The organism is Teichococcus coralli (genome assembly GCF_009829925.1).
In the GTDB taxonomy this organism is placed as follows: domain Bacteria; phylum Pseudomonadota; class Alphaproteobacteria; order Acetobacterales; family Acetobacteraceae; genus Pseudoroseomonas; species Pseudoroseomonas coralli.
On record NZ_SNVJ01000003.1, the window covers coordinates 98,348 to 122,011 of the forward strand.

Consider the following 23,664-nt stretch of genomic DNA (forward strand, 5'->3'; position numbering starts at 1 on the left):
GCTCAGTTGATGCGCGGCGCCGGCTTGGCGAAGCTCGGCGAGGAGACGTCGAGCGGGTTGCGCATCACCAGCCCGGGATCGGGATAGTAGTCCACGAAAAGGTTGATCCGGTCGCGCTTGCCGTTGTTGCGAACGGAGTGGCGGACCCGGTTGTTGAAGTCGTAGGCGTGCCCCTTCAGCATGGTGAACTTGCGCCCGTCGATCTTGTACTCGACGGATGGGGTGCTGCTGAGGGAGAGATGGATGCGGTGCGCCCGCGCCGCCATCGGGTGGCCATCGGTATGCGGCGCGACATGCGTGCCGGCCCGCAGCCGCACCAGCGCCAGGCGCGTGACAACGCCGCGCGGCTGCTTCAGCGGCGCGATGACCTGCTCCACCACCGGCGCCAGCACGTCCTTGTACTGCAGCCATTCCGGCATGGTGAAGACCGGCCAGAGGTCGGTGTCCTCGCGCGCGATCGGCATGTACTTCTCGGGATCCACGCCGCGCTCCTTGGCCCAGACGTGGATCAGGTCCTCGAAGTGCTGGATGCCCGTGCTGTTGGCCGAGGGATGCCACTCGGTCTTCATCAGGATGTTGTCGGCCGCGGCATGCGCGCCGGAGGCAAGGATGTCCCGGCGCATGGTGTTGCCGGTCCAGTCTTCCTCGGTGAGCGAGTCGACCAGCCTGAGAAGCTCGCTGACCTCGATCGCGCCAAGGTCCTTCAGCGGGACTCCGATATCCATGGCCACTCCTCCGCCGGCCCGGCAGGATTGCGCCGCGGCCGGGCGAGAGTCAATCGCGCCCCCGGCGGCGCCTCAGGACAACGCGGCCGGCTGCGCCTCAGAACAGCGCGGCCGGCTGCGCCTCAGAACAGCGCCCCCGGCTGCGCCTCAGGGCAGCGCGCCCGGCTGCGGGCGCACGCCGAGAATATGGGCAATGGCGTAGGTCAGGTCGGCGCGGTTGAGCGTGTAGAAATGGAACTCGTCCACGCCATTGGCCTGCAGCAGGCGCACCTGCTCGGCCGCCAGCGCGGCGGCGACCATGCGGCGCGTTTCCGGGTCGTCGTCCAGCCCTTCGAAGAGGCGTCCCATCCAGCCTGGCACGGTGGTGCCGCACATGCCCGAGAACTTGCGCACCTGGGTGAAGTTCGAGACCGGCAGGATGCCCGGCACGATCGGCACGGTGATGCCCGCGGCATGGGCACGGTCCAGGAAGCGCAGGAACACCTCGGTGTCGAAGAAGTACTGCGTGATGGCGCGGGTCGCCCCGGCGTCGATCTTGCGCTTCAGGTTGTCCAGGTCCGTATCCGGCGAGCTGGCGGTCGGATGCGTCTCCGGATAGGCGGCGACGGAGATCTCGAAATCGCCGATGCGGCGCAGGCCGGCCACCAGGTCGGCGGCATAGGCATAGCCGTCCGGATGGGGCACGTAGCCGGCCTCGCCGGCCGGCGCGTCGCCGCGCAACGCCACGATGTGGCGCACCCCGGCCTCCCAGTAGCGGCGGGCGACGTCGTCCACCTCGCCCCGGCTGGCCCCGACGCAGGTCAGGTGCGCGGCGGGGGTCAGGCTGGTCTCCCTGACCAGGCGCGCCACCGTGGCGTGGGTTCGCTCCTGCGTCGAGCCGCCGGCCCCGTAGGTCACGGAGACGAAGCGCGGCGCGAGCGGCTCCAGCCGGCGCACGCAGGCCCAGAGCTGCTGCTCCAGCGTCTCGGTACGGGGCGGGAAGAACTCGAAGGAGAGCGCCGGGGGCGGCAACTCGGTGGGAACCGGCAGGCCGGCCACGCGCGGGCCGGTCAGCCAGCGCTGCAGGGTACCGGAAGCGGCATGGTCGGCGAAATGGTTCATGGCTCCCCCCATAGCCTACCGCACCGGCAATTTGAACCGCCGCAGAAAAGTGAAGGCTGCCGCCCCCGCGGAATCCTGGCGGCCTCCCGCGGACGTTGCCATTGGGTATTCCTCACATTCATCCCAGAATGTATGTAGGCATGCTCGCTCCTCAGGCCGCGCCGTTCAGGAACCCCCCGCCCGATGTCCTTTCTCCGCCGCCCGACCCTGCTGCTGCTCGGCCTGCTCACCCTTTCCGCCTGTGCCACCCGGCCGCCGGCGAGTGAACCGGAGGCCCTGGCGGAGTACGAGCAGGCCAACGACCCGCTGGAGCCGTTCAACCGCACCATGTACACGGTGCACAACGGCATCGACACGGTGCTGCTGCGCCCCGCGGCCGAGTTCTACCGCTTCTTCCTGCCGCCGCCGGTGCGCACCGGCGTGCGCAACGTGCTGGCCAACCTCCGCAGCCCCATGGTTCTGGTGAACGACGCGCTGCAGGGCGAGACCCGACGCGGCGCCACCACCCTCGCTCGCTTCCTGATGAACAGCACCTTCGGCATCGGCGGCCTGTTCGACGTGGCGGAGCAGGTCGGGCTGCCAGGCCATACCGAGGATTTCGGCCAGACGCTGGCGGTCTGGGGCCTTGGCGAGGGACCCTTCCTCTTCATCCCGGCGCTCGGCCCAAGCAACCCGCGCGACCTTGCCGGGTTTGGGGTTGATATCGCGGCTGACCCGGTGGGCTGGGGCATCAGCGATGGCGGCGGCACGGCCGAGGCCCTGGGCTGGACTCGCCTGGGCCTGACCGTGGTGGACACGCGCGAAGGACTGATCGAAGCGCTCGACACCGTCAACGAAACCAGCCTGGACCCCTACGCCACCCTGCGCAGCGCCTATCGCCAGCGCCGGCGGAGCGATATCCGGAACGGCCGTCCCGCCGGGGAGGCGCCCGCGGCGACCCTCGGCACCGGGCTGGACGTCACCGAGCCCCCCGCCGGCCAGGCGCGTTGAAATCCGGCGCCTCGCGGCGCCGCACAGAACGAGAATGAGACGGAACAGGATGAATCGCCGCTCGCTGCTGGCCGCCGTGCTGGCCACCTCCACCGCCCTGCCGCTGCTTGCGGCCTCCCCCGCCCGGGCGGAGATGGACATCAACCAGGCTGCGTCCTTCGTCGACTCCACCGGCCGGGAGCTGGTGGCGACGTTGAACAGCAACCAGCCGATCGCCGCCCGGCGGCAGCGCGTGGCGCAGATCCTGCGCAGCGCCGTGGATGTGGACGGCGTCGGCCGCTTCATCCTCGGCCGCTGGTGGCGCGTCGCCACGCCGGCGGAACAGCAGGAATACATGAAGCTGTTCGAGGAGACGCTGATCCGCAACCTCTCGGCGCGCTTCGGCGAGTACCAGGGGGTGCGCTTCAGCCTGGGCCGCGCGCAGCAGCGCACCGAGGACGACGTCCTGGTCAACACCATCATCGAGCGCCCGAGCACCGCGCCCTTCAGCCTGGACTGGCGGGTCAGCGACGTGAACGGCCGCCCCCAGGTGGTTGACGTGATCGCCGAAGGCACCTCGCTGCGGCTCACCCAGCGCAGCGAGTATTCCTCCGTGATCAGCCGCAATGGCGGCCAGGTGAGCGCCCTGCTCGATGCCATGCGCCGGCAGATCTCCGCGCTGGCGGCCCGCGAAGGCCGCTGAGCCTCTTCGCCTGAGGCTCCGTCCGACCGGGCGGAGCCGGTCAACCGGCCCCGCCCGGGCGGCCACGCGCCGCCCGGGTCTTGTTTTGCCGCAACGCCGGCACTGCCCGCTCCCGCGCCATGCCTGCCCCCGCCCTGCCATGCCCCTGCGCATCTGATCGCCACCCTGCCGGCCGGCCGGGCTGATTTTCAGGCCGTCTCCGACTTTTCGTGGCCGGCCACCCAGAGTGGTGCGCTCCTTGCATGGCCTCTTCCGCGTCACCACGGGAGGGGTCGGGCGATTGCAACCAGATGTCGAGCTGATCCGGGTGACCAAGCGCTACGGCGGCGCCGCGGCGGTTGATGACGTTTCCCTGGCGATCCCCGCTGGCAGCTATTGCTGCCTGCTCGGCCCCTCCGGCTGCGGCAAGACCAGCACGCTGCGCATGATCGCCGGTCACGAGAGCATCACCGAGGGGGATATCCTGCTCGGCGGCCGCAACGTGACCGACCTGCCGCCCGCCGCCCGCGGCACGGCCATGATGTTCCAGTCCTACGCCCTCTTCCCGCACCTGACGGCGCTGGAGAACGTCGCCTTCGGGCCGCGGATGCGCGGCGTCGGCAAGGCCGAGCGCCTGGCCGAGGCGGCCGAGTTCCTGCGCCTCGTGCAACTGGAGCGGATGGCGGACCGGCTGCCGGCGCAGCTCTCGGGCGGCCAGCAGCAGCGCGTGGCGCTGGCGCGGGCACTGATCACCCGCCCCCGGGTGCTGCTGCTCGACGAGCCGCTCTCCGCCCTCGACCCGTTCCTGCGGGGCCAGATGCGCGAGGAGCTGAAGCGCCTCCAGCGGGAGCTGGGCATCACCTTCATCCATGTCACGCACGGGCAGGAGGAGGCGATGGCGCTCTCGGACCTCGCGGTGGTGATGGACCATGGCCGCATCGCCCAGGCCGCGCCGCCGCGCGAGATCTTCGAGCGGCCGGCCAGCGCCTTCGTCGCCCGCTTCATCGGCGGGCACAACGTGCTGGACCTCCCGGAGGGCCGCTTCGCCATCCGCACCGACCGCACCCGCCTCGCCCCCGCGCCGGGTGGCCCGGTCCTGCCCGGCCATGTCACCGCCGTCGAGTACCAGGGCGCCGCCGTGCGCGTGGTGGTGCGCGGCGCGGGTGGCCAGGCGGCCGAGGCGCTGCTGCCGGATGCCGTTTTCCACGCCGCGCCGGTGGAGCCCGGCGCGGCGGTGACCCTGGGCTGGGATGCCGCCGCGGCCCATCCCCTGCCCGCGACCGCGGCCGCCTAACCGGAACAGGCTGACAGGAGAAGCGTAAGGATGACCGAGACGAAGACGTCCCTCACCCGCCGTGGCGCGCTGGCGCTGGCGGGTGCCGCGCTGGGCAGCGGGGCCGTGACCGGCTTTCCCACCCTCTGGGCGCAGAACATCAAGGACGTGACGCTGCGCCAGATCGGCACCGGCGTCTCCGGCCTGAACCCGATCGCCGAGCAGGTGAAGAAGGACCTCGGCTTCAACCTGCAGCTCACGGTGACCGACACCGACGCGGTGGCGCAGCGCGCCGCCACCCAGGCGCGCAGCTTCGACATCGCCGACATCGAGTACTTCTCGATCAAGAAGGTCTACCCGACCGGCGCGGTGCAGCCGATCGACACCACGAAGATCAAGCTGGTGGACAAGATCGTGCCGATCTTCACCACCGGCCGCCTGACGCCGGACAGCCCGCCGGGCCAGGGCACCACGCCCTTCTCGGTCGGCTTCGTGGAGAGCCCCACCGCCAAGGGCTTCGCCGGCAAGCGCACCGAGTTCATGACGCTGCTGCCGACCATCTACAACGCCGACACGCTGGGCATCCGCCCCGACCTGGTGGGCCGCCCCATCCGCAACTGGAAGGACCTGATCGACCCGGCCTTCAAGGGCAAGGCGAGCATCCTGAACATCCCGGGCATCGGCATCATGGACGCGGCGATGATCTGCGAGAGCGCCGGCATCGCGAAGTACGGCGACAAGGGCAACATGACGCAGCCCGAGATCGACAAGACCATCAACTTCCTGATCGAGCAGAAGCGCGCCGGGCAGTTCCGCGCCTTCTGGAAGAGCTTCGACGAGAGCGTGAACCTGATGGCCTCGGGCGAGGTGGTCATCCAGTCCATGTGGTCGCCGGCGGTGGCGGCGGTGCGCTCGCGCGGCATCGCCTGCACCTACCAGCCGCTGGAGGAGGGCTACCGCGCCTGGGGCTCCGGCCTCGGCATCATGCGCCATGTCTCCGGCCTGCAGCTCGACGCCGCCTACGAGTACCTGAACTGGTATCTCTCCGGCTGGGCCGGCGCCTTCCTCAACCGCCAGGGCTACTACTCGGCGGTGCTGGAAACGGCCAAGGCCAACATGAGCGAGAACGAGTGGGGCTACTGGATGGAGGGCAAGCCGGCGACCGCCGAGATCCTCTCGCCCGAGGGCAAGGTGATGGAGAAGGCCGGCGCGGTGCGCGACGGCGGTTCCTTCACCGAGCGCATGGGCAAGGTGGTCTGCTGGAACTCGGTGATGGACGAGGACCGCTACATGGTGCGGCGCTGGAATGAGTTCATCGCGGCCTGACCTGATGGCGGGGTCCGGGGAGGCACTGTCTCCCCGGCGGAGGGGTCCAGGGGAAGCGGCGCCTCCCCTGGCCCCGGCGGGAGCCCTGTCCCGAATGCCCCGCCTCTTCCCCTGGCTGCAGACCGCCCCTTTGCTGGCGGTGCTGCTGGTCTTCCTCGTCATTCCCCTGGCGATGCTGGTGATCGTCAGCTTCTATGACTATGACAGCTTCAGCCTGATCCCGGCCTTCGTGCTGACCAACTACAAGGAGGTCTTCACCTCCGCGGTCACCTGGCGCACCTACCTCAAGACGCTGTGGTTCGCCGGCCTGACCTGGGTGGTGACGCTCGGCCTCGGCTTCTGGCTGGCCTATTTCCTGGCCTTCGTGGTGCGGAGCCCGACCTGGCGGATGGTGCTCTTCGTGCTCACCACCGTCCCGTTCTGGACCTCCAACCTGATCCGCATGATCGCCTGGGTGCCTTTCCTCGGCCGCAACGGCATCCTGAACAACGGCCTCATGGCAGTGGGCGCCATCAACGCGCCGCTGGAGTTCCTGCTGTTCTCGGACTTCGCGGTGATCCTGGCCTTCGTGCACCTCTACACGCTGTTCATGGTGGTGCCGGTCTTCAACACCATGATGCGGATCGACCGCCGCCTGCTGGAGGCGGCGCGCGATGCCGGGGCGGGCTTCTGGCAGGCGCTGTGGTGCGTGATCCTGCCGCTGTGCAAGCCCGGAATCGGCATCGGCAGCATCTTCGTCGTGGTGCTGGTGATGGGCGACTTCGCCACGGTGCGGCTGATGAGCGGCGGGCAGAGCGCCTCGGTCGGGCTGATGATCAGCAACCAGATCGGCCTGATGCAGTATCCGGCGGCGGCGGCGAATGCCGTGGTGCTGCTGGCCATGGTGCTGCTGCTGGTCTCGGCCATGCTGCGCGCCATCGACATCCGCAAGGAGCTCTGAGGCCATGCCCGGTCGCGCCGCGCGCATCCTGCTGGGCGGGCTGTTCGGCCTGTTCCTGCTGTTCCTCTACGGCCCCACCATCACCATCGGCATCCTCTCCTTCCAGGGGCCGGATGGCGGGCTGACCTTCCCGATGAACGGCGCCTCGCTGCACTGGTTCGCGCAACTCTTCCAGCCGCAGGCGGTGGGCGACCTCGGCGCGGCGATGCGGCGCACGCTGACCCTGGCGGCGATGGTGACGGTGAGCACGGTGGTGATCTCGCTGATGGCGGGCATGGCCTTCCGGCGCCGCTTCCGCGGCAGCGGCGCGGTGTTCTACCTGACCATCGCCAGCCTGATCGTGCCCTCCATCCTGGTCAGCCTGGGCATCGGGCTGCTGTTCAACCAGATGGAATGGGAGCCGGCCTGGTACTCCTCGGCCTTCGGGGCGCAGCTCACCTGGACGCTGCCCTTCGGCCTGCTGATCATGTTCGCCGTGTTCAACCGCTTCGACCGGAGCTGGGAGGAAGCCGCGCGCGACATGGGGGCGACGCCCTGGCAGAGCTTCCGGCACGTGGTGCTGCCGATCATCGCGCCGAGCGTCGTCGGCATCGCCCTGTTCGGCTTCACGCTGTCCTTCGACGAGTTCGCCCGCACCCTGCTGACGGCGGGCAGCGGCAATACCCTGCCGCTGGAGATCCTCGGCATGACCACCACGGTGACGACCCCGGTGCTCTATGCGCTCGGCACCGTCTCCACCGCCGTGTCCTTCCTGGTGATCGGCGGGGCCATCCTCGGGGCGCGGCTGCTGGGGCGGCGGCGCGGCGCCTGAGGGCGCCTCAGAACACCAGGCGAAGCGCGGCGACGCCCAGCAGCGGGCGCTCGGCATTCGCCGCCGCGCCGGCCACGCCGGCCGAGACATAGGCGTTCAGCGAAACGGCGGCGGCGCCGAGGCTGCCCAGGTCGAGCCGGCCATTCAGCACCAGCTGGGGCCGCGCGTCGAAGACCGGCGCCACCATCCGGGAAAGCGGCAGGCTGCTGGCGAGGGAAAGCTGTCCATTGCCCTGCGCGGCCTGCGTCAGGTCGGCGACGACGTAGGACTCCTTTTGCGCAAACGGCACCGCCCCACCGAGGGCGGCGCGCAGCGAGAACAGGTCCTCGCTCTGCGCCTGCGCCGACGGTGCCGCGGCCCAGCTCCCGAGCAGGGCAAGCGCGGCGGCGAGGAGGCGGAGGGACTTCATCAAGGGAGCTCCGGTTAAGCCTCGGTTTCCGGAGGCATGCTTAGGACATTTAATTGCCACATTTCAACCACATTTAAGGGTATTTCGCCTTATTCTCGCCTCATCCGCGCATTCGGGTCGGGCGGAGCCCAGAAGGAAACCTAATTCTGAACAGCATATTAATGGGATTTCTGGGTAGCCGCCAAAAGTGCTGCACCGCACACGAATTGTGGCAATTTGTGGCGCGGTTGCCATATTCCGGCGCGGGCGCAGCGCTGCGGATGGCAGCACGGAAGGCACGCCGGGACACCCGGCGGCACGCCAAGCCATTGTCCTGCGGCGAGGCTCCCTCGCCTCCCGCCACGGCGGTCAGGAAGGCGGCGGCGCCGGGACGGATGCGGAAGAAGGAAATGGCGCGCCGGCCCGTCAGGCCGGCGCGGGCCGGCTCAGGACGCGGGGCCGGAGCTTGCCTGCTGGGCCGGAGCGGCAGGCGGCCGCAGGCTTTCAAAGACCAGCATCGGGTATCCCTGGTGCTGGAACGTGCCGCAGGGCCGCAGGCCGAGATCGCCCAGCACGGCGCGCGAGGCCAGGTTGCTCTCCCGCGCCACGGCGATGATGCGCGCCAGCCCCGCCCGGTGCCCGAAGGCCAGCGCGGCGCGCGCCGCCTCGCGCGCATAGCCCTGGCCGCGGCATTCCGGCCAGAGCGCGAAGCGCAGCGCCACGCCGCGCCCGTCCGGCCGCTCCATCAGCCCGACAATGCCGAGGAAGCGGTCATCCGTGCCGCGATGCACCGCCCAGGTGCCGTAGCCGCGCACCTGCCAGAAGGCGATGTCGTCGCGCAGCTCCTCCCCGGCGCGCTCCGGCGTGCGGACGCCGTGCAGCATCAGCCCGAAGGCGGCCTCGTCGCCCTTGAGGGCGACGAGATCCGCGAGGTGCCCGGGGCCGACGGGGCGCAGCGTCAGCCGCGGCGTGCGCACCGTGTGCGGGGATGCCGCCCGCGGGGGACCGTCCACGGCCTTACCGGGTGAGCGGCCGGTACTTGATCCGGTGCGGCTGGTCCGCCGCCGCGCCGAGGCGTCGGCGTCGGTCGGCCTCGTAGGCCTGGTAGTTGCCCTCGAACCACTCGACGTGGCTGTCACCCTCGAAGGACATGATGTGCGTCGCCAGCCGGTCGAGGAACCAGCGGTCATGCGAGATGATCACGGCGCAGCCGGCGAAGTCCTGCAACGCCTCTTCCAGGGCGCGGAGCGTGTCCACGTCGAGGTCGTTGGTCGGCTCGTCGAGCAGGATGACGTTGTGCGGCTTGCGCAGCATCTTGGCGAGATGGACGCGGTTGCGCTCGCCGCCCGAAAGCACGCCCACCGGCTTCTGCTGGTCCGAGCCCTTGAAGTTGAAGGCGGCGGCATAGGCGCGCGAGGGCACGGCGCGCTTGCCCATCATGATCAGGTCCTCGCCGTCCGAGATTTCCTGCCAGACGGTGCGCTTGTCGTTCAGGGTGTCGCGCGACTGGTCCACGTAGCCGAGGTCGACGCTCTCGCCGATCTTCAGCGTGCCGCCATCCGGCTGCTCCTGCCCGGTGATCATCTTGAACAGGGTGGACTTGCCGGCGCCGTTCGGCCCGATCACGCCGACGATGCCGCCCGGCGGCAGCTTGAAGGAAAGGTCGTCGATCAGCAGGTTGTTGCCGAAGCCCTTGCGCAGGCTCTCGGCCTCGATGACCAGGTTGCCCAGGCGCGGCGCGGGCGGGATCTGGATCTCGGTCGGGTCGGGCGCGCGCTCCTGGCTCCTCGCCAGCAGCTCCTCATAGGCCTGGATGCGGGCCTTGCTCTTGGCCTGCCGCGCGGCGGGGGAGCGGCCGATCCACTCCTGCTCCTCGGCGAGCTGGCGCTGGCGGGTGCTCTCCTCCTTCTCCTCCTGCGCCAGGCGCTTGCGCTTGGACTCCAGGTAGGCGGAGTAGTTGCCCTCATAGGGGATGCCGCGGCCGCGATCGACCTCCAGGATCCAGTTGGTGACGTTGTCCAGGAAGTAGCGGTCGTGGGTGACGATCAGCACCGCGCCCTCGTAGTTGCGCAGCGTCTTCTCCAGCCAGGAGACGCTTTCGGCGTCCAGGTGGTTGGTCGGCTCGTCGAGCAGCAGCAGGTCGGGCTTCTCCAGCAGCAGCTTGCAGAGCGCCACGCGGCGCCGCTCGCCGCCGGAGAGGTGGGTCACGGCGCTCTCGGCCGGCGGGCAGCGCAGCGCGTCGAGCGCGATGTCCACCGTGCGGTCAAGCTCCCAGCCATTGGCGGCGTCGATGCGCTCCTGCAGCTCGGCCTGCTCGGCCAGCAGGGTGTTCATCTCGTCCTCGCCCATTTCCTCGGCGAACTTCATCGAGATCTCGTTGAAGCGCTCCAGGTCGGCGGTCAGCGTGCCGAAGGCGTCGCGGACGTTCTCGCCCACGGTCTTGCTCGCGTCGAGCTGCGGCTCCTGCGGCAGGTAGCCGACCCGGGCGCCCTCGGCGGACCAGGCTTCGCCGCCGAACTCCTTGTCCATGCCCGCCATGATGCGCATCAGCGTCGACTTGCCGGCGCCGTTCGGGCCGAGCACGCCGATCTTGGCCGTGGGCAGGAAGGAGAGGGTGATGCCTTTGAAGATCTCTCGCCCGCCCGGGTAGGACTTGGTGAGATCCTTCATCACATAGACGTACTGGTAAGCGGCCATGATTACACGTGTCCCGGGGCAGAGGTTCGGCCCTGGTTCTAGCCATCCGGGCGCCGCGCGCCAAGCGTAAGGGTTCCGGGGCGGCCCCCGCGGGCCGGGCTTCTCCCCGGCGCATCATCCGGCGGCCAGGGGCGGCGCCGGGCGGCGCCGGCCGCGCCTCAGCCGGCCACCTGCACCCGGTCGCGCCCCGCATGCTTGGCCGCGTAGAGCGCCGTGTCGGCGCGGCGCAGCAGATCTTCCAGCCGCCCCTCCCCCGGCTGCGCCAGCGCGAGGCCGAAACTGGCGGAAAGATGCTGCGCCGGCGTCCCCGCCGGCAGGCGGATGCGGGAGAGCACCTCGCGCAGGCGCTCGGCGATGTGCTGCGCCTCGATGAACTCGGTGCCCGGCAGGGCGATGGCGAATTCCTCGCCGCCGAGGCGGCCCAGCAGGTCCTGCCGCCTGAGCCGCGCCATGCAGCATTCCGCCACCCGCCGCAGCACCAGGTCGCCGCCCGCATGGCCGGCGCCGTCGTTGATCGCCTTGAAGTGGTCGAGGTCGAAGGCGATCAGCGCGAAGGGCCGCCCGGCGCCGGCGTCGCGCTGCAAGGCCGCCTGCGCCTGGGCCAGGAAGCTGCGCCTGTTGGCCACCCCGGTCAGCGCGTCGGTATCCGCCAGCCGGCGCAGCTCGGCGGTGCGCTCGGCCACCCGGCGCTCCAGCAGGTGGTTCGCCTCGGCCAGCCGCAGCTCGGCCTCCCGCCGCTCGCTGACCAGCGCCAGCAAGGTCAGGACATTCATGCCGCAGAGCACGATCAGCAGCCCGACCGACTGCATCGGGTTGCCCACGGCCTCGTTCTGGAACGGTCCGTGCCCCGCCACCGTTCCCGCCGAGGCGATGACGCAGAGCAGCGTCAGCAGGGAATAGGCGGCCCGCAGGGAAACGCGCAGCGCGATCCAGGAGAGCGGCACCGCCAGCAGGAAGACCAGCTGGGCGGAGGGCAGGCGGGCGGGCAGGTCGAGCTGAAAGACCACCAGCGCCAGCAGCCCCGTGCCCAGCCAGACCGAGCCGTCCAGCAGCCTCAGGCCGGGTTTCTGCGGCACCGAGGGCGTGCGCTCCACCCCGAGCCAGAGCGCCAGGGAAGGCGCGAAATAGAAGGTGCCCCCCGCGTCGCAGAGCAGCCAGCCCGACCAGATGCCCGGCAACGCCTGTGGGGGCGCCGCGCCCAGCAGCCACATCGCCAGGGCGCCGCCGAGCGCCGTGAGGAAGCCGTGCAGCAGCACCGCGCCCGCCAGGAACGCGATCACGCCGCGGAAGCGCGTGAACAGCCCGGTGGCGGGACGGAAACGCCGCGTCAGCGTGACGCCGGCGAGCGGGCCCAGCGCGTTGCTCACCGAGATCAGCGCCGCCAGCTCCGGCCGGCTGCCAAAGATGAAGGCGTTCACCAGAAAGGAGCCGGCGAAGAGCCCCGGCACCAGCCGCCACCCCCCAGCATCGCCGCCACGGCGGCCAGACCGGCAGGCAGCCAGATCGGCGCGGGGAAAAGGCCATAGGCGGCGAAGAAGCGCCCCACCGCGCAGCCCAGCCCGAAATAGCCGAGCAAGACCGCGAGGTTGAGGCCCAGCCAGAGCCCCAGCCCGCCGGCACGCAACCGGGCGGGACACCAGGCGGCGTCAGGCTGCGGCCACAGGCGCCCCAGATGGCCGATCCGCAGGGAAGCGGGCAGCGGCGCAGGCACAGTCGCGGACAAGTGGTCCCTCCGGCGGCGGAAACTGCCCGATACGTGGGCAGGCGCGCATCTCACGAGCTTTTGAGTTGAGATGCAAGAAAGATTGCACACGCCCTGCGCGCACCACGCCGGAAAGACCCGCCTCCTCCCCCTGCGCCCGGCAGGATTTGAACCCGCAACCAAGCCGTTATGAGCGGCCCGCTCTAACCGTTGAGCTACAGGCGCGCCGGGAGAGGAAAGGCGCGATTCGTGCCTTGCCGCCTCTGCTAGACCGGGATGCCCTCAGCCGGCAAGGAAACTGCGGATCGGCTCGGCGGCCTGCGCCATGCCCGCCACTCCCTCGAGATGGCCGAGCCCGCCGGAAAGCGGCGCCAGGGTGACGGTCCTGCCGGCCTCCTTCAGCTCCTTCACCAGTTCCTCGCTGTATTCCATGGGGAAGACGCGGTCGGTCCGGCTCGGCACCACCAGCCAGCGCGCGCGGCTGCGCGCGAGCGCCGCCTTGCTGCTGGGATACTCGTTCAGGAAGAGCTGGTTGGCCCGCGTCAGGTAGAGCAGCGAATTGGCATCGGCCTGCTTGGCGCGGGCCGCCGCGGTGCTTTCCATCCATTGCTCGATGGCGAAGCGGTCCTGGATGCGGCGGGCCGGATCCTGGCCCTCCACCGGGCGGCGGCCGAACTGCTGGGCCCAGCCGCGGTCGCGCGAGTGCAGGGTGATGAGCTTGAGGGCCTCGGTCAGCCCGCGCAGCGGCGGCTCCCGGCCCTGGGCATAGTAGTCGCCGTTGCGCCAGTTGGGGTCCATGCGGATCGGGGCGGCCCAGAGATCCAGCCAGCCCAGCATCCAGGCATCCATCTCGCCGGTGCCGATGGCCGGCATCACCCGCTCCACCATCTCCGGATAGGCCACCGTCCACTCGATGGCCTGCAGCGAGCCCATGCTCGGCCCGGCCACCAGCGCCAGCCGCTTCACCCCGAGCGAATCCAGCAGCCGCTTCTGCACCTCCACGAAGTCGCGGATCGAGACGACCGGGAAGCTCATCGCCCAGGGCCGGCCGGTGGAGGGGTTCACCGAGGCGGGGCCGGTGGTGGTGGTGAACTGGTCGGCCGCGTTCAGGTTGACCATGGTGTCGGCGGCGACAACAAAGAAGCGCTCCGTATCGATCGGCTTGCCCGGGCCGATGATGGCGTCCCACCAGCCGGGCGGCCCGCCTGCCTGGAGCTGGCCGAAGGCATGGCTGTTGCCGCTGAAGAAGTGGGTGATGAGCACCGCGTTGTCGCCCGCCGCGTTCAGCCTGCCCGCCGTCTGGTAGCCGGTGCGCACCACGGGGATCGTCGCGCCGCCGCGCGTCGCGTAGTTCTCGAAGCGGAATTCCCGCTTCTCGACAAGGGCCGCCGGCGTGTCGGCGCTGGCTCCTGCCGGCAGCACGCTGGCCAGCGTCCCGGCGAACGCGGCGGAGAGCAGGAGGCGGCGCGTGGTCATGACCTGATCTTTCCCTTCTGGCCCGGCGGGCGGGTGCCCCGCGGCCGGGGGTGGCACCGCCATGGTGCCCGCGGGCGCGGCAGGCGGGCAAGCCCCGCCGCGCGCCGTCGCGTTGCCGCCGCCGCCGCCCCCTGCTAACAGCCAGCCACACTGCCCCGCCCACCAACCCCGCCCACTGACCCCGCCCACTGACACGGAACGGATGCCCGCCATGGACGTCACGAAGCTTTCCACCGGCAAGAACCCGCCGCACGACATCAACGTGGTGATCGAGATCCCGCAGGGGAGCTCGGTGAAGTACGAGGTGGACAAGGACAGCGGCGCCGTGGTGGTGGACCGCTTCCTGTTCACCCCGATGGCCTATCCGGCCGCCTATGGCTTCATCCCCGGCACCCTGGCCGACGACGGCGACCCGTCGGACGCGCTGGTGCTGGTGCCGACCCAGGTGGTGCCGGGCGCCGTCATCCGCGCCCGCCCCGTCGGCGTGCTGTTCATGGAGGACGAGAGCGGGCAGGACGAGAAGCTGGTCTGCGTGCCGCACGACAAGATCACCCTCGCCTTCACCGACGTGAAGGAGCTGGAAGACCTGCCGAAGATCACGCGCGACGCCATCGAGCACTTCTTCACCCGCTACAAGGACCTGGAGCCGGGCAAGTGGGTGAAGGTGAAGGGCTGGGGCAACGCCGCCCAGGCCGCCGAGATCATCGAGAAGCAGATCGCCGCGGCGAAGTGAGCCGCCCCGGGCGCCGGCGGCCACACGCCGCCGCGCCCTCCCCCGGCTGAGCCGCGCCCCTCAGCCGCGCCCCTCAGCCGCGCCCCTCAGCCGCGCCCCTCAGCCGCGCCCCTCAGCCGCGCCCCTCAGCCGCGCCCCTCAGCCGCGCGCCTCGGCGGCGCCCTGGAGCCGCCCGACCAGGCCCGAGAGCGCCGCCCGCAGCGCCTCCCCCTGCCGCGCCACCGCCGCGCCCGCCTTCCGCATCCCCTCCAGCGCGGCGGCATCGGCGGCGATGCACTGGTCCATCTGCCCCATCCCCGCCGCCACCCGGCCCGAACCCGCCGCCGCGTCGGCCACGTTGCGGGCGATCTCCCGCGTCGCCTCGCCCTGCCGCATCACCGCGGCGGCGATCGCCTCGGCAATGGCGCCGCTCTCGCCGATCGCCGCGCCGACGTCGCGGATGGTCACCACCACCTGCTCGGTGGTGCGCTGCATGGCGCCGATCTGCGCGCCGATCTCCTCGGTCGCGCGGGCGGTCTGCCCGGCCAGCGCCTTCACCTCGGAGGCCACGACCGCGAAGCCCTTGCCCGCCTCGCCGGCGCGCGCCGCCTCGATGGTGGCGTTCAGCGCCAACAGGTTGGTCTGCCCGGCGATGTCGCTGATCAGCTTCACCACGTCGCCGATGCGGCGGGCCATCTCGGCCAGGCTGCCCACCGCCTCGTCGGCACGCACCGCCTCGGCGGTGGCGCGGCCGGCGGCGCCGGCGCTCTCCGCCACCCGCGCGGCGATGGCGTTGACCGAGGCGGCCAGCGCCTCGGCGGCCTCCGCCACCGCCCGCACGTTGCCGCCTGTCCGCTCGGCCTCCGCCACGACGGCGGAGAGCTCGCCCGCCACCTGCTGGCGGGTATGGGCCATGCCGTCGCTGGTGCGGTTGAGGCCGGTGGCGGACTCCGCCAGCGCCGCGGCGACACCGCCGAGCGAGGCCTCCACCTCCCGCGCCAGGGCCTGCTGCGCCGCCTGGCGCTGCGCCTCCGCCTGGCGCCTGCCGGCCTCACGCTCCTCGCGCATCTGCTCGGCCTCCAGCAGGGCGCCGCGGAAGACGGCGACACTCTCCGCCATGCGGCCGATCTCGTCGCCGCGGCCGAGGCCCGGCACCGGCGCTGCGCGGTCGCCGGCCGCCAGCCCCTGCATCCGCGCCCCCAGCGCCGCCAGGGGGCGGGTGATGCCGCGCCCGATCAGCGCCGCCAGCACTCCCAGAACCGCCGCCACCCCGAGCGCCATCCCGCCCAGTGTCAGCGCGCTGCTCCACTGGACGGCGCGCAGATCGTCCACATAGACACCGGTGCCGATCACCCATCCCCAGGGCGCGAAGCCGCGCACGAAGCTCACCTTCTCCACCGCCTGCTCGCTGCCGGGCCGCGGCCACAGATAGGAGACGAAGCCGCTGCCCGAGCGCCGCACCGTCTCGACCAGCGCCATGAAGAGGGGAAAGCCGGCGGGGTCGCGCACCGCCGCCACGTTCTGACCTTCGAGCGACGGCTTGACCGGGTGCATCACCACCCGCGGCTCCATGTCGGTGATGAAGACGTATTCGGCGCCGCTGTAGCGCAGCGACCGCACGGCACGCAGCACCCGCGCCTGCGCCTCCGCCCGGCTGGTGCGGCCGGCCCGCTCCTCGGCTTCCGCATTCGCGGCGATGGTGACGACGGATTCGACCACGGCGCGCAGCATGGACATGCGCCCCTCCTCCAGGGCGGCGGCCTGCCTGTGCACCGCCTCGGCGGCGAAGCCCGCCAGCGCGGCCATCGCCAGCAGCACCACCAGCCCCAGGCGCCAGGCCAGGGGCAGGCAGGCCAGGGGCAGGCGGGCCAGCAGGCTAGGCGAGTGCGTGGAAAGGGACATGGGACCGCCTCCGAGGATGCTTGCAACCGGACGTTCGGCGCAGCTTTCCCCGGCTTCGGTTAGCGGAGGGTTAGGCGACGTGCCGCGGGCGGCCTCAGGCCAGCAGCCGCTCCGGAACGGTGAGGCCGAGGCGCACCGGCACCGGCCACACCTCGCGCACCGCGCGCAGCCGCAGGAAGCCGGCGGCCAGGTAGTTGGGCAGCGCCCGCGGGTGATCGGCCGTGCAGGTATTGACCGTCACGGCGCCGCAGCCGGTGGCCCAGGCGGCGTCCACCGCAGCGCGCAGGAAGGCGCGCCCCATCCCCCGCCCGACGGCATGCGGCAGCAGCCCGAAATAGGCGATGTTGGTGGTGCCGAGGCTCGGGCGCCGCTCCAGCTCGAAGAAGCCGGCCGGGGCGCCCTCCAGGTACAGGACGTGGATGGCCACATGCGGGTCGGCCAGGATGGCGGCGAGTTCGGCATCCGGCGTGGCGCGGCGCAGCCACCAGAGATATTCCCCGCCCACGGTGTTGTAGAGGTAGCGGTAGAAGGGCACCGTGCAGTGCGCCACCCGCTCCAGCCGCGCGCCGGCCGGCAGCGCCGGCGCGGGCTCGGCGGGCCTTGCCGCCATCCGCAGGAAGGTCACCTCCACCGCCGCGCGGATGACCGGCTCCACCGCCGCGAGCGCCATGTCAGCTGTCCAGGCCCATATCAGTTGTCCAGGCCCATGTCAGTTGTCCAGGAACGAGCGCAGCTTCCGCGAGCGGCTGGGATGCTTCAGCTTGCGCAGCGCCTTGGCCTCGATCTGGCGGATGCGCTCGCGCGTCACGTTGAACTGCTGCCCGACCTCCTCCAGCGTGTGGTCGGTGTTCATGCCGATGCCGAAGCGCATCCGCAGCACCCGCTCCTCGCGCGGCGTCAGGCTGGCCAGCACCCGCGTGGTGGCCTCGCGCAGGTTGGTCTGGATCGCCGCGTCCAGCGGGATGATCGCCGCCTTGTCCTCGATGAAGTCGCCGAGGTGGCTGTCCTCCTCGTCGCCGATCGGCGTCTCCAGCGAGATCGGCTCCTTGGCGATCTTGAGGACCTTGCGCACCTTCTCCAGCGGCATGCCGAGCTTCTCGGCCAGCTCCTCCGGCTGCGGCTCGCGGCCGATCTCGTGCAGCATCTGCCGGCTGGTCCGCACCAGCTTGTTGATCGTCTCGATCATGTGGACGGGGATGCGGATGGTGCGCGCCTGGTCGGCGATGCTGCGGGTGATGGCCTGCCGGATCCACCAGGTCGCGTAGGTCGAGAACTTGTAGCCGCGGCGGTACTCGAACTTATCGACCGCCTTCATCAGGCCGATGTTGCCCTCCTGGATCAGGTCCAGGAACTGCAGGCCGCGGTTGGTGTACTTCTTGGCGATGGAGATCACGAGGCGGAGGTTGGCCTCGATCATCTCCTTCTTCGCCTGGGTCATGTCGCGCTCGCCGCGGCTGACCGTGGAATAGACCCGCTTGAACTCGTCCACCGGCAGGCCGGTGACGGCGGCGGTGTTGCCAATCTGGGTGCGGATCGCCTCCACCTCGCCTCGGCTGCGCTCGATGAAGTTCTTCCACGGCTTGCCCGGCAGGGTGTTGATCCGCTCGAACCAGGCCGGGTCGATCTCGGCGCCGCGCCAGTGCTGCAGGAAGTCCTCCCGCTTGACGCGGCTCGCCTCGGCGAGGCGCAGGATCTGCCCCTCGAAGGCGGTGATGCGGCGGTTCAGCCCCTTGAGCTGGTCCACCAGCTCCTCGATGCGGTTGTTGTGCAGGTGCACCTTCTGCACCAGCCCGACCAGCTCCACGCGCTGCTTTTCGTAGCTCTGCTCGCTGCGCTCGGCGAAGTCCTCGCCGGCGGTATAGGCGTCCATCCGCTTCTGCTGCAGCTTCTGCAGCCGGCCGTAGAGTTCCTCGATGGCCTCGAAATTGGCCAGCACGTCCGGCTTCAGCTTCTCTTCCAGCGCGGAAAGGGAAAGCCCCATCCCCTCGCCTTCCTCGCCTTCCTCGAACTCCTCGGTATCGGGCGTGGGCGCGGCCTCGGGGTTCTCGGCGGCGGCGGTGGCCTCTAGGTCGATCACGTCGCGCAGCAGCATGCGGCCTTCCTTGACCGCCTCGTGCCAGTTCAGGATCGCCTGAAAGGTGAGCGGGCTCTCGCAGAGCCCGCCGATCATCATGTCCCGCCCCGCCTCGATGCGCTTGGCGATGGCGATCTCGCCCTCGCGGGAGAGCAGCTCCACGCTGCCCATCTCGCGCAGGTACATGCGGACGGGGTCGTCGGTGCGGCCGAGGCTTTCCTCGTCCACATTGCCGCCGCCCTCTTCCTCCTCCTCTCCCTCCTCGGCGCCCTCGGTCTTGGCGGCCGCCTTGGTGCCCTCGGGGTCCTCGGTCTCCTCGGCCTCCACCACGTTGATGCCGAGGTCGTTCAGCATCGCCATGGTGTCCTCGATCAGCTCGGAGGAAACCTGCTCGGAAGGAAGTGCCTGATTTAGCTCATCATAGGTGACGTAGCCGCGTTCCTTGCCACGCGCGACCAGCTTCTTGACCGCCGCCGAAAGCGTGTCGAGGAGCGCCCCTTCCACCGCCTCGTCGCGGTTCTCGACCGTGTCGGTGCCGTTCGCGACCTTGCTCGCCATGCCGATCCGCTCCGTCTGACGCTGTCCGGCCCGCCATTCTGGCCGGGGTGCCTCACCCAGGTCCTGCGACCCTCGCACAAGGGCCAAAAATGCCGCGCCCGCATTGCACGCCATACATGGGGGCCATAACGCCCCGCCCCCCGCCAGCACAAGAGCACGGCCGCATTCGGCGAGGCGGCGCCTGGGAGGTGCCCTCCCCGCTTAGGCCTCCCCGCTCAGGCCTTCCCGCTCAGGCCTCCTCGCCCGGCACATCCTCCTCCATGCCGCCGCGGCGCTGGACCGCGAGCAGCTCGTTCAGTCGGATGATGCGGGTCTGCGCCGCCGGATCGTTGGTTTCCTGCCAATCCCGCAACGCTGCCTGGCGCTCGGCCAGCAAGGCCGCCTCACCCCGGAGGCCGGCATAGAAGTGCCACCAGCTCTCCGCCACCTGCTTGGGCAAGGCCTTGGCGGCGGCGGCGGCCGGCGGAGCCCGGGTGAACCGGCGTGCCCAGGCCAGTCCTTCCGGCTCCGTCTCGTTCAGGTGGTTGACCAGATCATCGGCTTCAAGCCGCTCGGCTCCCGCTTGCCAGGTGACCAGCCGGTACCGTAGCCGCGCTGCAACACCATCCGGCAAATCGAGTTGCATCAGCGCCTCTTCCACCTCCGGCAGCAGCCAGGGATGCGCGATCAGCACCGCCAGCAGGCAGCGCGCCTGCTCCTGCCGGACCTCCGCCGGATCGATGCCCGGGCGCGGCAGGTCGAGCGGCGGCGGCCCGGCGCGGCCGCGCCCGAAGCCCGGCCGGTCCGCCCGCGCCCGCGGCGCGAAGGCGGGCGCCGGGCGGCGGCTGCCGGCGAAGAAGCGGTCCAGCAGCAGGCGGCGGTACTCGGCGCCCAGGATCTTGTCCGGGATGCTGTCCGCGGCGGCCACCAGCCGGTGGCGCAGCGTGGCGCGCGCTTCCGGCGTGGCGCCGGGCGACTGTGCCGCCAGCATCTCGTACAGCACCTCGGAAAGCGGCCGGGCGGCGTCCAGCACCGCCTTGAAGGCCGCCGGCCCGCCACGGGCGACCAGCGTATCCGGGTCCTCCCCGGCGGGCAGGGTGACGAAGCGCAGGGAATGCTCCGGCGTCAGCAGCGGCAGCGCCAGCTCGGCCGCGCGCGCCGCCGCGCGCCCACCGGCCGCGTCCCCGTCGAAGCAGAGCACCGGCTGCGGCGAGAGGCGCCACAGCTCGGCGAGCTGTTCCTCGGTCAGCGCCGTGCCGAGCGGGGCCACGGTGCCGCCGAACCCCGCCTGGTGCAGCGCGATGACGTCCATGTAGCCTTCGACCACCACCACCGGCGCGCCCTTGAAGGCGGCCTCCCGCGCCAGGTCCAGGCCGTAGAGGTTGCGGCGCTTGGAGAACAGCTCCGTCTCCGGCCCGTTGACGTATTTCGGCTGGCCGTCGCCCAGGACGCGGCCGCCGAAGGAGATGATCCGCCCGCGCCGGTCGCGGATCGGGAACATGACGCGGTTGAAGAACAGGTCGGCCGGCGGGGCGTCCCCCTCCCCCGGCCGCATCAGCCCGCCCTCGATGAGCTGCCTCGCCTCGATGCCCTGCGGCTTCAGGTCGGCCGCCAGCGCCCCGCGCCCGGCGCCCGACCAGCCCAGGCCGAACTTGCGGATGGTGTCCTCGGAGAGGCCCCGGCGCAGCAGGTAGTCCAGCCCCGCGCGCCCCTCCGGCAGGCGCAGGCGGCGCTGGAAGGCCTCGGCGGCGAGGTCCATCACCCCGTGCAGGTCGCGCTGCTTGGCTTCCCGCCTCGCCTGCTGCGGGGTGGCCTTGGGCACCTCCAGCCCCGCCTCGCCGGCCAGCCGCTCCACCGCCTCGGGGAAGCTGGCGCCCTGGGTCTGCATGACGAAGGCGATGGCATCGCCATGCGCGCCGCAGCCGAAGCAATGGTAGTGGTCGTCATAGACGTAGAAGGACGGTGTCTTCTCGCCATGGAAGGGGCAGCAGCCCCGCCACTGCCGGCCGGCGCGCGTCAGCTTCGTGGCCCGCCCGATCAGCGGGGCCAGCGGCGTGCGGAGGCGAAGCTCTTCCAGGAAATTCGGCGGCAGCGACATGACGGCCCTTCAGCCTGGAGCTTAGCGCGAGGGCGGGGAAAAAGGCTGGGGGAATGAACTCCCCCTGGCCCCCTTCTTTCTTCTTCGGGGTTTTGCGCCCGCCCGGCGGCCCGCGCAGCGCTCAACCAACAGAAAAAAGATGGGGGTCCGGGGGAATTCCTTCACCCGGCCTGCTTCCTCAGCCGTTCAGCGCCGCCTTCACCAGCGGCCCGGCCTTGGCCATGTCCATCGTCGCGGCGTGCTTCGCCCGCAGGGCGGCCATCACCTTGCCCATGTCCTTCATGGAGGCGGCGCCGGTCTCCGCCACCGCCTCGGCCACGGCGGCCTGCATGGCGGCGTCGCCCATCTGCTGCGGCAGGAAGGACTCGATCACCGCGATCTCGGCCTCCTCCTTCTCCGCCAGCTCCATCCGGTTGCCCTGGCGGTACATCTCGGCGCTCTCGCGGCGGCTCTTCACCATGCCGCGCAGCATGGCGACGATCTGCTCCTCCGGAACCTGGTCCACCCCGCTGGGGCGGGCGGCGATGTCGGTGTCCTTCAGCTTGGCCATGATCATGCGGACGGTCGAGGTGCGGGCGGCATCCTTCGCCAGCATCGAGGCCTTCATTTCCTCCGTGAAGCGGCTGCGCAGGCTCATCGGCCTTCTCCTTTTCGGCGGCTCGCCCGGATGAAATCGCGGGCAGGCGGATTGCCGGGTATAAACCGCGTCGGCGCCACCAGGGCCAGAGGGAACCCCTGGGAAAAAACTTCCCAGGGCAACGGATGGGTGTTGAACCCGGAAAAGAATTCCCAGATAAGCCGTCATCATGCGGTCCGTGGAAGACATCATCGCCCTCATGGGTGGCCCCGACGCCGTCGCGGCGCGCTGCGGCGTCGGCACCGAGGCGGTGCGCAAGTGGCGCCAGGCGCGCGCCATTCCCGCCAAGCACTGGCCGGCGGTCATCGCCGCCACCGGCCTCTCCCTGGCGGAGCTTGCCCCCGGCGCCGTTCCTGCCGCTTCCACCCTGCCCCCTGCCCCCAGCCCGGAGACGAGCATGCCCGCCGCGACCAACCCGCACGCCGCCGAACTGGCTCCCGCCGGCGCCACCGCCGCCCTGGTGCTGGCCGATGGCTCGGTGTTCTGGGGCATCGGCTTCGGCGCCAACACCACCACGGTGGGCGAGGTCTGCTTCAACACCGGCATGACCGGCTACCAGGAGACGCTCACCGACCCCTCCTATGCCGGGCAGATCATCACCTTCACCTTCCCGCATATCGGCAATGTCGGCGCCAATGCCGAGGACGTGGAAAGCATCACCCCCGCCGCCCGCGGCCTGGTGGTGAAGCAGGACCTGACCGACCCGGCCAACTACCGCGCCACCCGCCACCTCGACGACTGGCTGAAGAGCCACGGCATCCCCGGCATCGCCGGCGTGGACACCCGCGCGCTCACCGCCCGCATCCGCGACGGCGGCGCCCCCACCGGCGTGCTGGCCTTCCCGGTCGAGGGCCGCTTCGACATGGCCACGCTGAAGGCGCAGGCCGCCGGCTGGCCGGGCCTGGAAGGCATGGACCTCGCCAGGGAGGTCTCCTGCCGGCAGGCCTACCAGTGGGAGGAGGGCCTGTGGCACTGGGGCCAGGGCTATGAGAAGGCGCCCGCCCGCAAGCACAAGGTGGTGGCCATCGACTACGGCGCCAAGCGCAACATCCTGCGCTGCCTGGCCGATGCCGGCTGCGCCGTGACCGTGCTGCCCGCCACCGCCACCGCCGAGGATATCCTCGGCCACGACCCCGACGGCGTCTTCCTCTCCAATGGCCCCGGCGACCCGGCGGCGACCGGCGCATACGCGGTGCCCGCCATCCAGGGCGTGCTTCAGTCCGGCAAGCCGGTCTTCGGCATCTGCCTCGGCCACCAGCTCCTGGCGCTGGCCCTCGGCGGCAAGACCTTCAAGCTGGACCGCGGCCATCGCGGCGCCAACCAGCCGGTGAAGGACCTGGCCACCGGCCGCGTCGAGATCACCAGCCAGAACCACGGCTTCGCGGTGGACGAGACGTCCCTGCCGGAGACCGTGAAGGTGACGCACATCTCGCTGTTCGACGGCTCGAACGAGGGCATCGCCGCCACCGACCGCCCGGCCTTCTCCGTGCAGTACCATCCGGAGGCGAGCCCCGGCCCCTCCGACAGCCACTATCTCTTCCACCGCTTCGTCGAGATGATCGAGAAGCACAAGGGCGCCTGACCTCAGGCAGCACCCCAAGGGCAGCACCCCAA

At 70.8% G+C, this 23,664-nt stretch carries 21 protein-coding genes and 1 tRNA gene; 8 read left to right on the forward strand and 14 right to left on the reverse strand.

The genetic code is table 11. The annotated features are described in order from the left end of the window. Positions 1-2: 2 nt before the first annotated feature. Both E0493_RS04415 and metF read right to left on the reverse strand, forming a co-directional pair. Positions 3-725 carry an aspartyl/asparaginyl beta-hydroxylase domain-containing protein gene (locus E0493_RS04415; RefSeq protein WP_160935719.1) on the reverse strand — a complete coding sequence of 241 codons (723 nt, stop codon included), beginning with the start codon at positions 723-725 and terminating at the stop codon, positions 3-5. 147 nt (positions 726-872) lie between these two features. Next, on the reverse strand, positions 873-1,826 hold the full coding sequence (metF, locus tag E0493_RS04420; RefSeq protein WP_160935720.1) for a methylenetetrahydrofolate reductase [NAD(P)H]: 954 nt from the start codon (positions 1,824-1,826) through the stop codon (positions 873-875). A gap of 183 nt (positions 1,827-2,009) precedes the next feature. On the opposite strand from metF, the gene E0493_RS04425 reads away from it, so the two are divergent. From E0493_RS04425 to E0493_RS04450, 6 genes are all read left to right on the forward strand, one after another. Then, positions 2,010-2,816 (forward strand): MlaA family lipoprotein, encoded by an 807-nt coding sequence (locus tag E0493_RS04425; protein ID WP_160935721.1) that lies wholly within the window; start codon positions 2,010-2,012, stop codon positions 2,814-2,816. Positions 2,817-2,865: 49 nt separating this feature from the next. Further along, positions 2,866-3,498: an MlaC/ttg2D family ABC transporter substrate-binding protein gene (locus E0493_RS04430; RefSeq protein ID WP_202396904.1), complete on the forward strand. Its 633-nt coding sequence runs from the start codon at positions 2,866-2,868 to the stop codon at positions 3,496-3,498. Positions 3,499-3,778: 280 nt separating this feature from the next. Then, positions 3,779-4,771 carry an ABC transporter ATP-binding protein gene (locus E0493_RS04435; protein WP_160935723.1) on the forward strand — a complete coding sequence of 331 codons (993 nt, stop codon included), beginning with the start codon at positions 3,779-3,781 and terminating at the stop codon, positions 4,769-4,771. A 30-nt stretch (positions 4,772-4,801) separates the two neighbouring features. Continuing rightward, on the forward strand, positions 4,802-6,076 hold the full coding sequence (locus tag E0493_RS04440) for an ABC transporter substrate-binding protein (RefSeq protein ID WP_160935724.1): 1,275 nt from the start codon (positions 4,802-4,804) through the stop codon (positions 6,074-6,076). Between the two features lie 94 nt (positions 6,077-6,170). Beyond that, positions 6,171-7,016, forward strand: a complete 846-nt coding sequence (locus tag E0493_RS04445; RefSeq protein ID WP_160935725.1) for an ABC transporter permease — start codon at positions 6,171-6,173, stop codon at positions 7,014-7,016. 4 nt (positions 7,017-7,020) lie between these two features. Further along, complete coding sequence (locus E0493_RS04450; RefSeq protein ID WP_160935726.1) at positions 7,021-7,827, forward strand: ABC transporter permease; 807 nt, start codon at positions 7,021-7,023, stop codon at positions 7,825-7,827. Positions 7,828-7,834: 7 nt separating this feature from the next. Here E0493_RS04450 and E0493_RS04455 read toward each other — a convergent pair whose 3' ends face one another. The 7 genes from E0493_RS04455 to E0493_RS04485 form a co-directional block, all read right to left on the reverse strand. Then, complete coding sequence (locus E0493_RS04455; RefSeq protein WP_160935727.1) at positions 7,835-8,236, reverse strand: hypothetical protein; 402 nt, start codon at positions 8,234-8,236, stop codon at positions 7,835-7,837. Between the two features lie 425 nt (positions 8,237-8,661). Continuing rightward, complete coding sequence (locus tag E0493_RS04460; protein WP_160935728.1) at positions 8,662-9,228, reverse strand: GNAT family N-acetyltransferase; 567 nt, start codon at positions 9,226-9,228, stop codon at positions 8,662-8,664. Positions 9,229-9,232: 4 nt separating this feature from the next. Further along, positions 9,233-10,912 carry an energy-dependent translational throttle protein EttA gene (gene ettA, locus E0493_RS04465; protein ID WP_160935729.1) on the reverse strand — a complete coding sequence of 560 codons (1,680 nt, stop codon included), beginning with the start codon at positions 10,910-10,912 and terminating at the stop codon, positions 9,233-9,235. Positions 10,913-11,070: 158 nt separating this feature from the next. Next, entirely contained in the window at positions 11,071-12,360 is a 1,290-nt protein-coding gene (locus E0493_RS04470; RefSeq protein ID WP_160935730.1) for a GGDEF domain-containing protein, read from the reverse strand. Beyond that, entirely contained in the window at positions 12,327-12,635 is a 309-nt protein-coding gene (locus E0493_RS04475) for a hypothetical protein (protein WP_160935731.1), read from the reverse strand. Before E0493_RS04475 ends, E0493_RS04470 begins: the two co-directional genes overlap by 34 nt. A gap of 131 nt (positions 12,636-12,766) precedes the next feature. Next, positions 12,767-12,839: transfer RNA gene (locus E0493_RS04480), tRNA-Ile, on the reverse strand. A gap of 57 nt (positions 12,840-12,896) precedes the next feature. Continuing rightward, positions 12,897-14,090, reverse strand: coding sequence for an E22 family MetX-like putative esterase (locus E0493_RS04485; RefSeq protein WP_160935732.1), 1,194 nt, complete (start codon positions 14,088-14,090; stop codon positions 12,897-12,899). 211 nt (positions 14,091-14,301) lie between these two features. Between E0493_RS04485 and ppa the strand changes: the two genes are divergently transcribed. After that, positions 14,302-14,823: an inorganic diphosphatase gene (ppa, locus tag E0493_RS04490; protein WP_160935733.1), complete on the forward strand. Its 522-nt coding sequence runs from the start codon at positions 14,302-14,304 to the stop codon at positions 14,821-14,823. A 138-nt stretch (positions 14,824-14,961) separates the two neighbouring features. Here the strand turns inward: ppa and E0493_RS04495 are convergent, their stop codons facing one another. The 5 genes from E0493_RS04495 to E0493_RS04515 all read right to left on the reverse strand — a co-directional run bounded on the left by E0493_RS04495 (position 14,962) and on the right by E0493_RS04515 (position 22,050). Beyond that, positions 14,962-16,704, reverse strand: a complete 1,743-nt coding sequence (locus E0493_RS04495) for a methyl-accepting chemotaxis protein (RefSeq protein ID WP_160935734.1) — start codon at positions 16,702-16,704, stop codon at positions 14,962-14,964. A gap of 94 nt (positions 16,705-16,798) precedes the next feature. Then, a complete protein-coding gene (locus E0493_RS04500; RefSeq protein ID WP_160935735.1) occupies positions 16,799-17,374 on the reverse strand; it encodes a GNAT family N-acetyltransferase in 576 nt (191 codons plus the stop codon). Positions 17,375-17,413: 39 nt separating this feature from the next. Then, positions 17,414-19,336: an RNA polymerase sigma factor RpoD gene (gene rpoD, locus E0493_RS04505; protein WP_160935736.1), complete on the reverse strand. Its 1,923-nt coding sequence runs from the start codon at positions 19,334-19,336 to the stop codon at positions 17,414-17,416. 229 nt (positions 19,337-19,565) lie between these two features. Beyond that, the gene (gene dnaG / locus E0493_RS04510; RefSeq protein ID WP_160935737.1) at positions 19,566-21,413 is read right to left on the reverse strand and encodes a DNA primase; all 1,848 of its coding nucleotides are present in this window, start codon (positions 21,411-21,413) and stop codon (positions 19,566-19,568) included. A 178-nt stretch (positions 21,414-21,591) separates the two neighbouring features. After that, on the reverse strand, positions 21,592-22,050 hold the full coding sequence (locus tag E0493_RS04515; protein WP_160935738.1) for a GatB/YqeY domain-containing protein: 459 nt from the start codon (positions 22,048-22,050) through the stop codon (positions 21,592-21,594). Positions 22,051-22,219: 169 nt separating this feature from the next. Here E0493_RS04515 and carA point away from each other — a divergent pair, with 169 nt between their 5' ends. Beyond that, entirely contained in the window at positions 22,220-23,632 is a 1,413-nt protein-coding gene (gene carA, locus E0493_RS04520; RefSeq protein WP_202396905.1) for a glutamine-hydrolyzing carbamoyl-phosphate synthase small subunit, read from the forward strand. Positions 23,633-23,664 lie beyond the last annotated feature (32 nt).

Bases quoted from the DNA above. Each gene is read 5' to 3' on its own strand.
- E0493_RS04415 (WP_160935719.1), bottom strand. From the start codon at position 725: ATGGATATCGGAGTCCCGCTGAAGGACCTTGGCGCGATCGAGGTCAGC.
- metF (WP_160935720.1), bottom strand. From the start codon at position 1,826: ATGAACCATTTCGCCGACCATGCCGCTTCCGGTACCCTGCAGCGCTGG.
- E0493_RS04425 (WP_160935721.1), top strand. From the start codon at position 2,010: ATGTCCTTTCTCCGCCGCCCGACCCTGCTGCTGCTCGGCCTGCTCACC.
- E0493_RS04430 (WP_202396904.1), top strand. From the start codon at position 2,866: ATGAATCGCCGCTCGCTGCTGGCCGCCGTGCTGGCCACCTCCACCGCC.
- E0493_RS04440 (WP_160935724.1), top strand. From the start codon at position 4,802: ATGACCGAGACGAAGACGTCCCTCACCCGCCGTGGCGCGCTGGCGCTG.
- E0493_RS04445 (WP_160935725.1), top strand. From the start codon at position 6,171: ATGCCCCGCCTCTTCCCCTGGCTGCAGACCGCCCCTTTGCTGGCGGTG.
- E0493_RS04450 (WP_160935726.1), top strand. From the start codon at position 7,021: ATGCCCGGTCGCGCCGCGCGCATCCTGCTGGGCGGGCTGTTCGGCCTG.
- E0493_RS04455 (WP_160935727.1), bottom strand. From the start codon at position 8,236: ATGAAGTCCCTCCGCCTCCTCGCCGCCGCGCTTGCCCTGCTCGGGAGC.
- ettA (WP_160935729.1), bottom strand. From the start codon at position 10,912: ATGGCCGCTTACCAGTACGTCTATGTGATGAAGGATCTCACCAAGTCC.
- E0493_RS04485 (WP_160935732.1), bottom strand. From the start codon at position 14,090: ATGACCACGCGCCGCCTCCTGCTCTCCGCCGCGTTCGCCGGGACGCTG.
- ppa (WP_160935733.1), top strand. From the start codon at position 14,302: ATGGACGTCACGAAGCTTTCCACCGGCAAGAACCCGCCGCACGACATC.
- E0493_RS04495 (WP_160935734.1), bottom strand. From the start codon at position 16,704: ATGTCCCTTTCCACGCACTCGCCTAGCCTGCTGGCCCGCCTGCCCCTG.
- E0493_RS04500 (WP_160935735.1), bottom strand. From the start codon at position 17,374: ATGGCGCTCGCGGCGGTGGAGCCGGTCATCCGCGCGGCGGTGGAGGTG.
- rpoD (WP_160935736.1), bottom strand. From the start codon at position 19,336: ATGGCGAGCAAGGTCGCGAACGGCACCGACACGGTCGAGAACCGCGAC.
- dnaG (WP_160935737.1), bottom strand. From the start codon at position 21,413: ATGTCGCTGCCGCCGAATTTCCTGGAAGAGCTTCGCCTCCGCACGCCG.
- E0493_RS04515 (WP_160935738.1), bottom strand. From the start codon at position 22,050: ATGAGCCTGCGCAGCCGCTTCACGGAGGAAATGAAGGCCTCGATGCTG.
- carA (WP_202396905.1), top strand. From the start codon at position 22,220: ATGCGGTCCGTGGAAGACATCATCGCCCTCATGGGTGGCCCCGACGCC.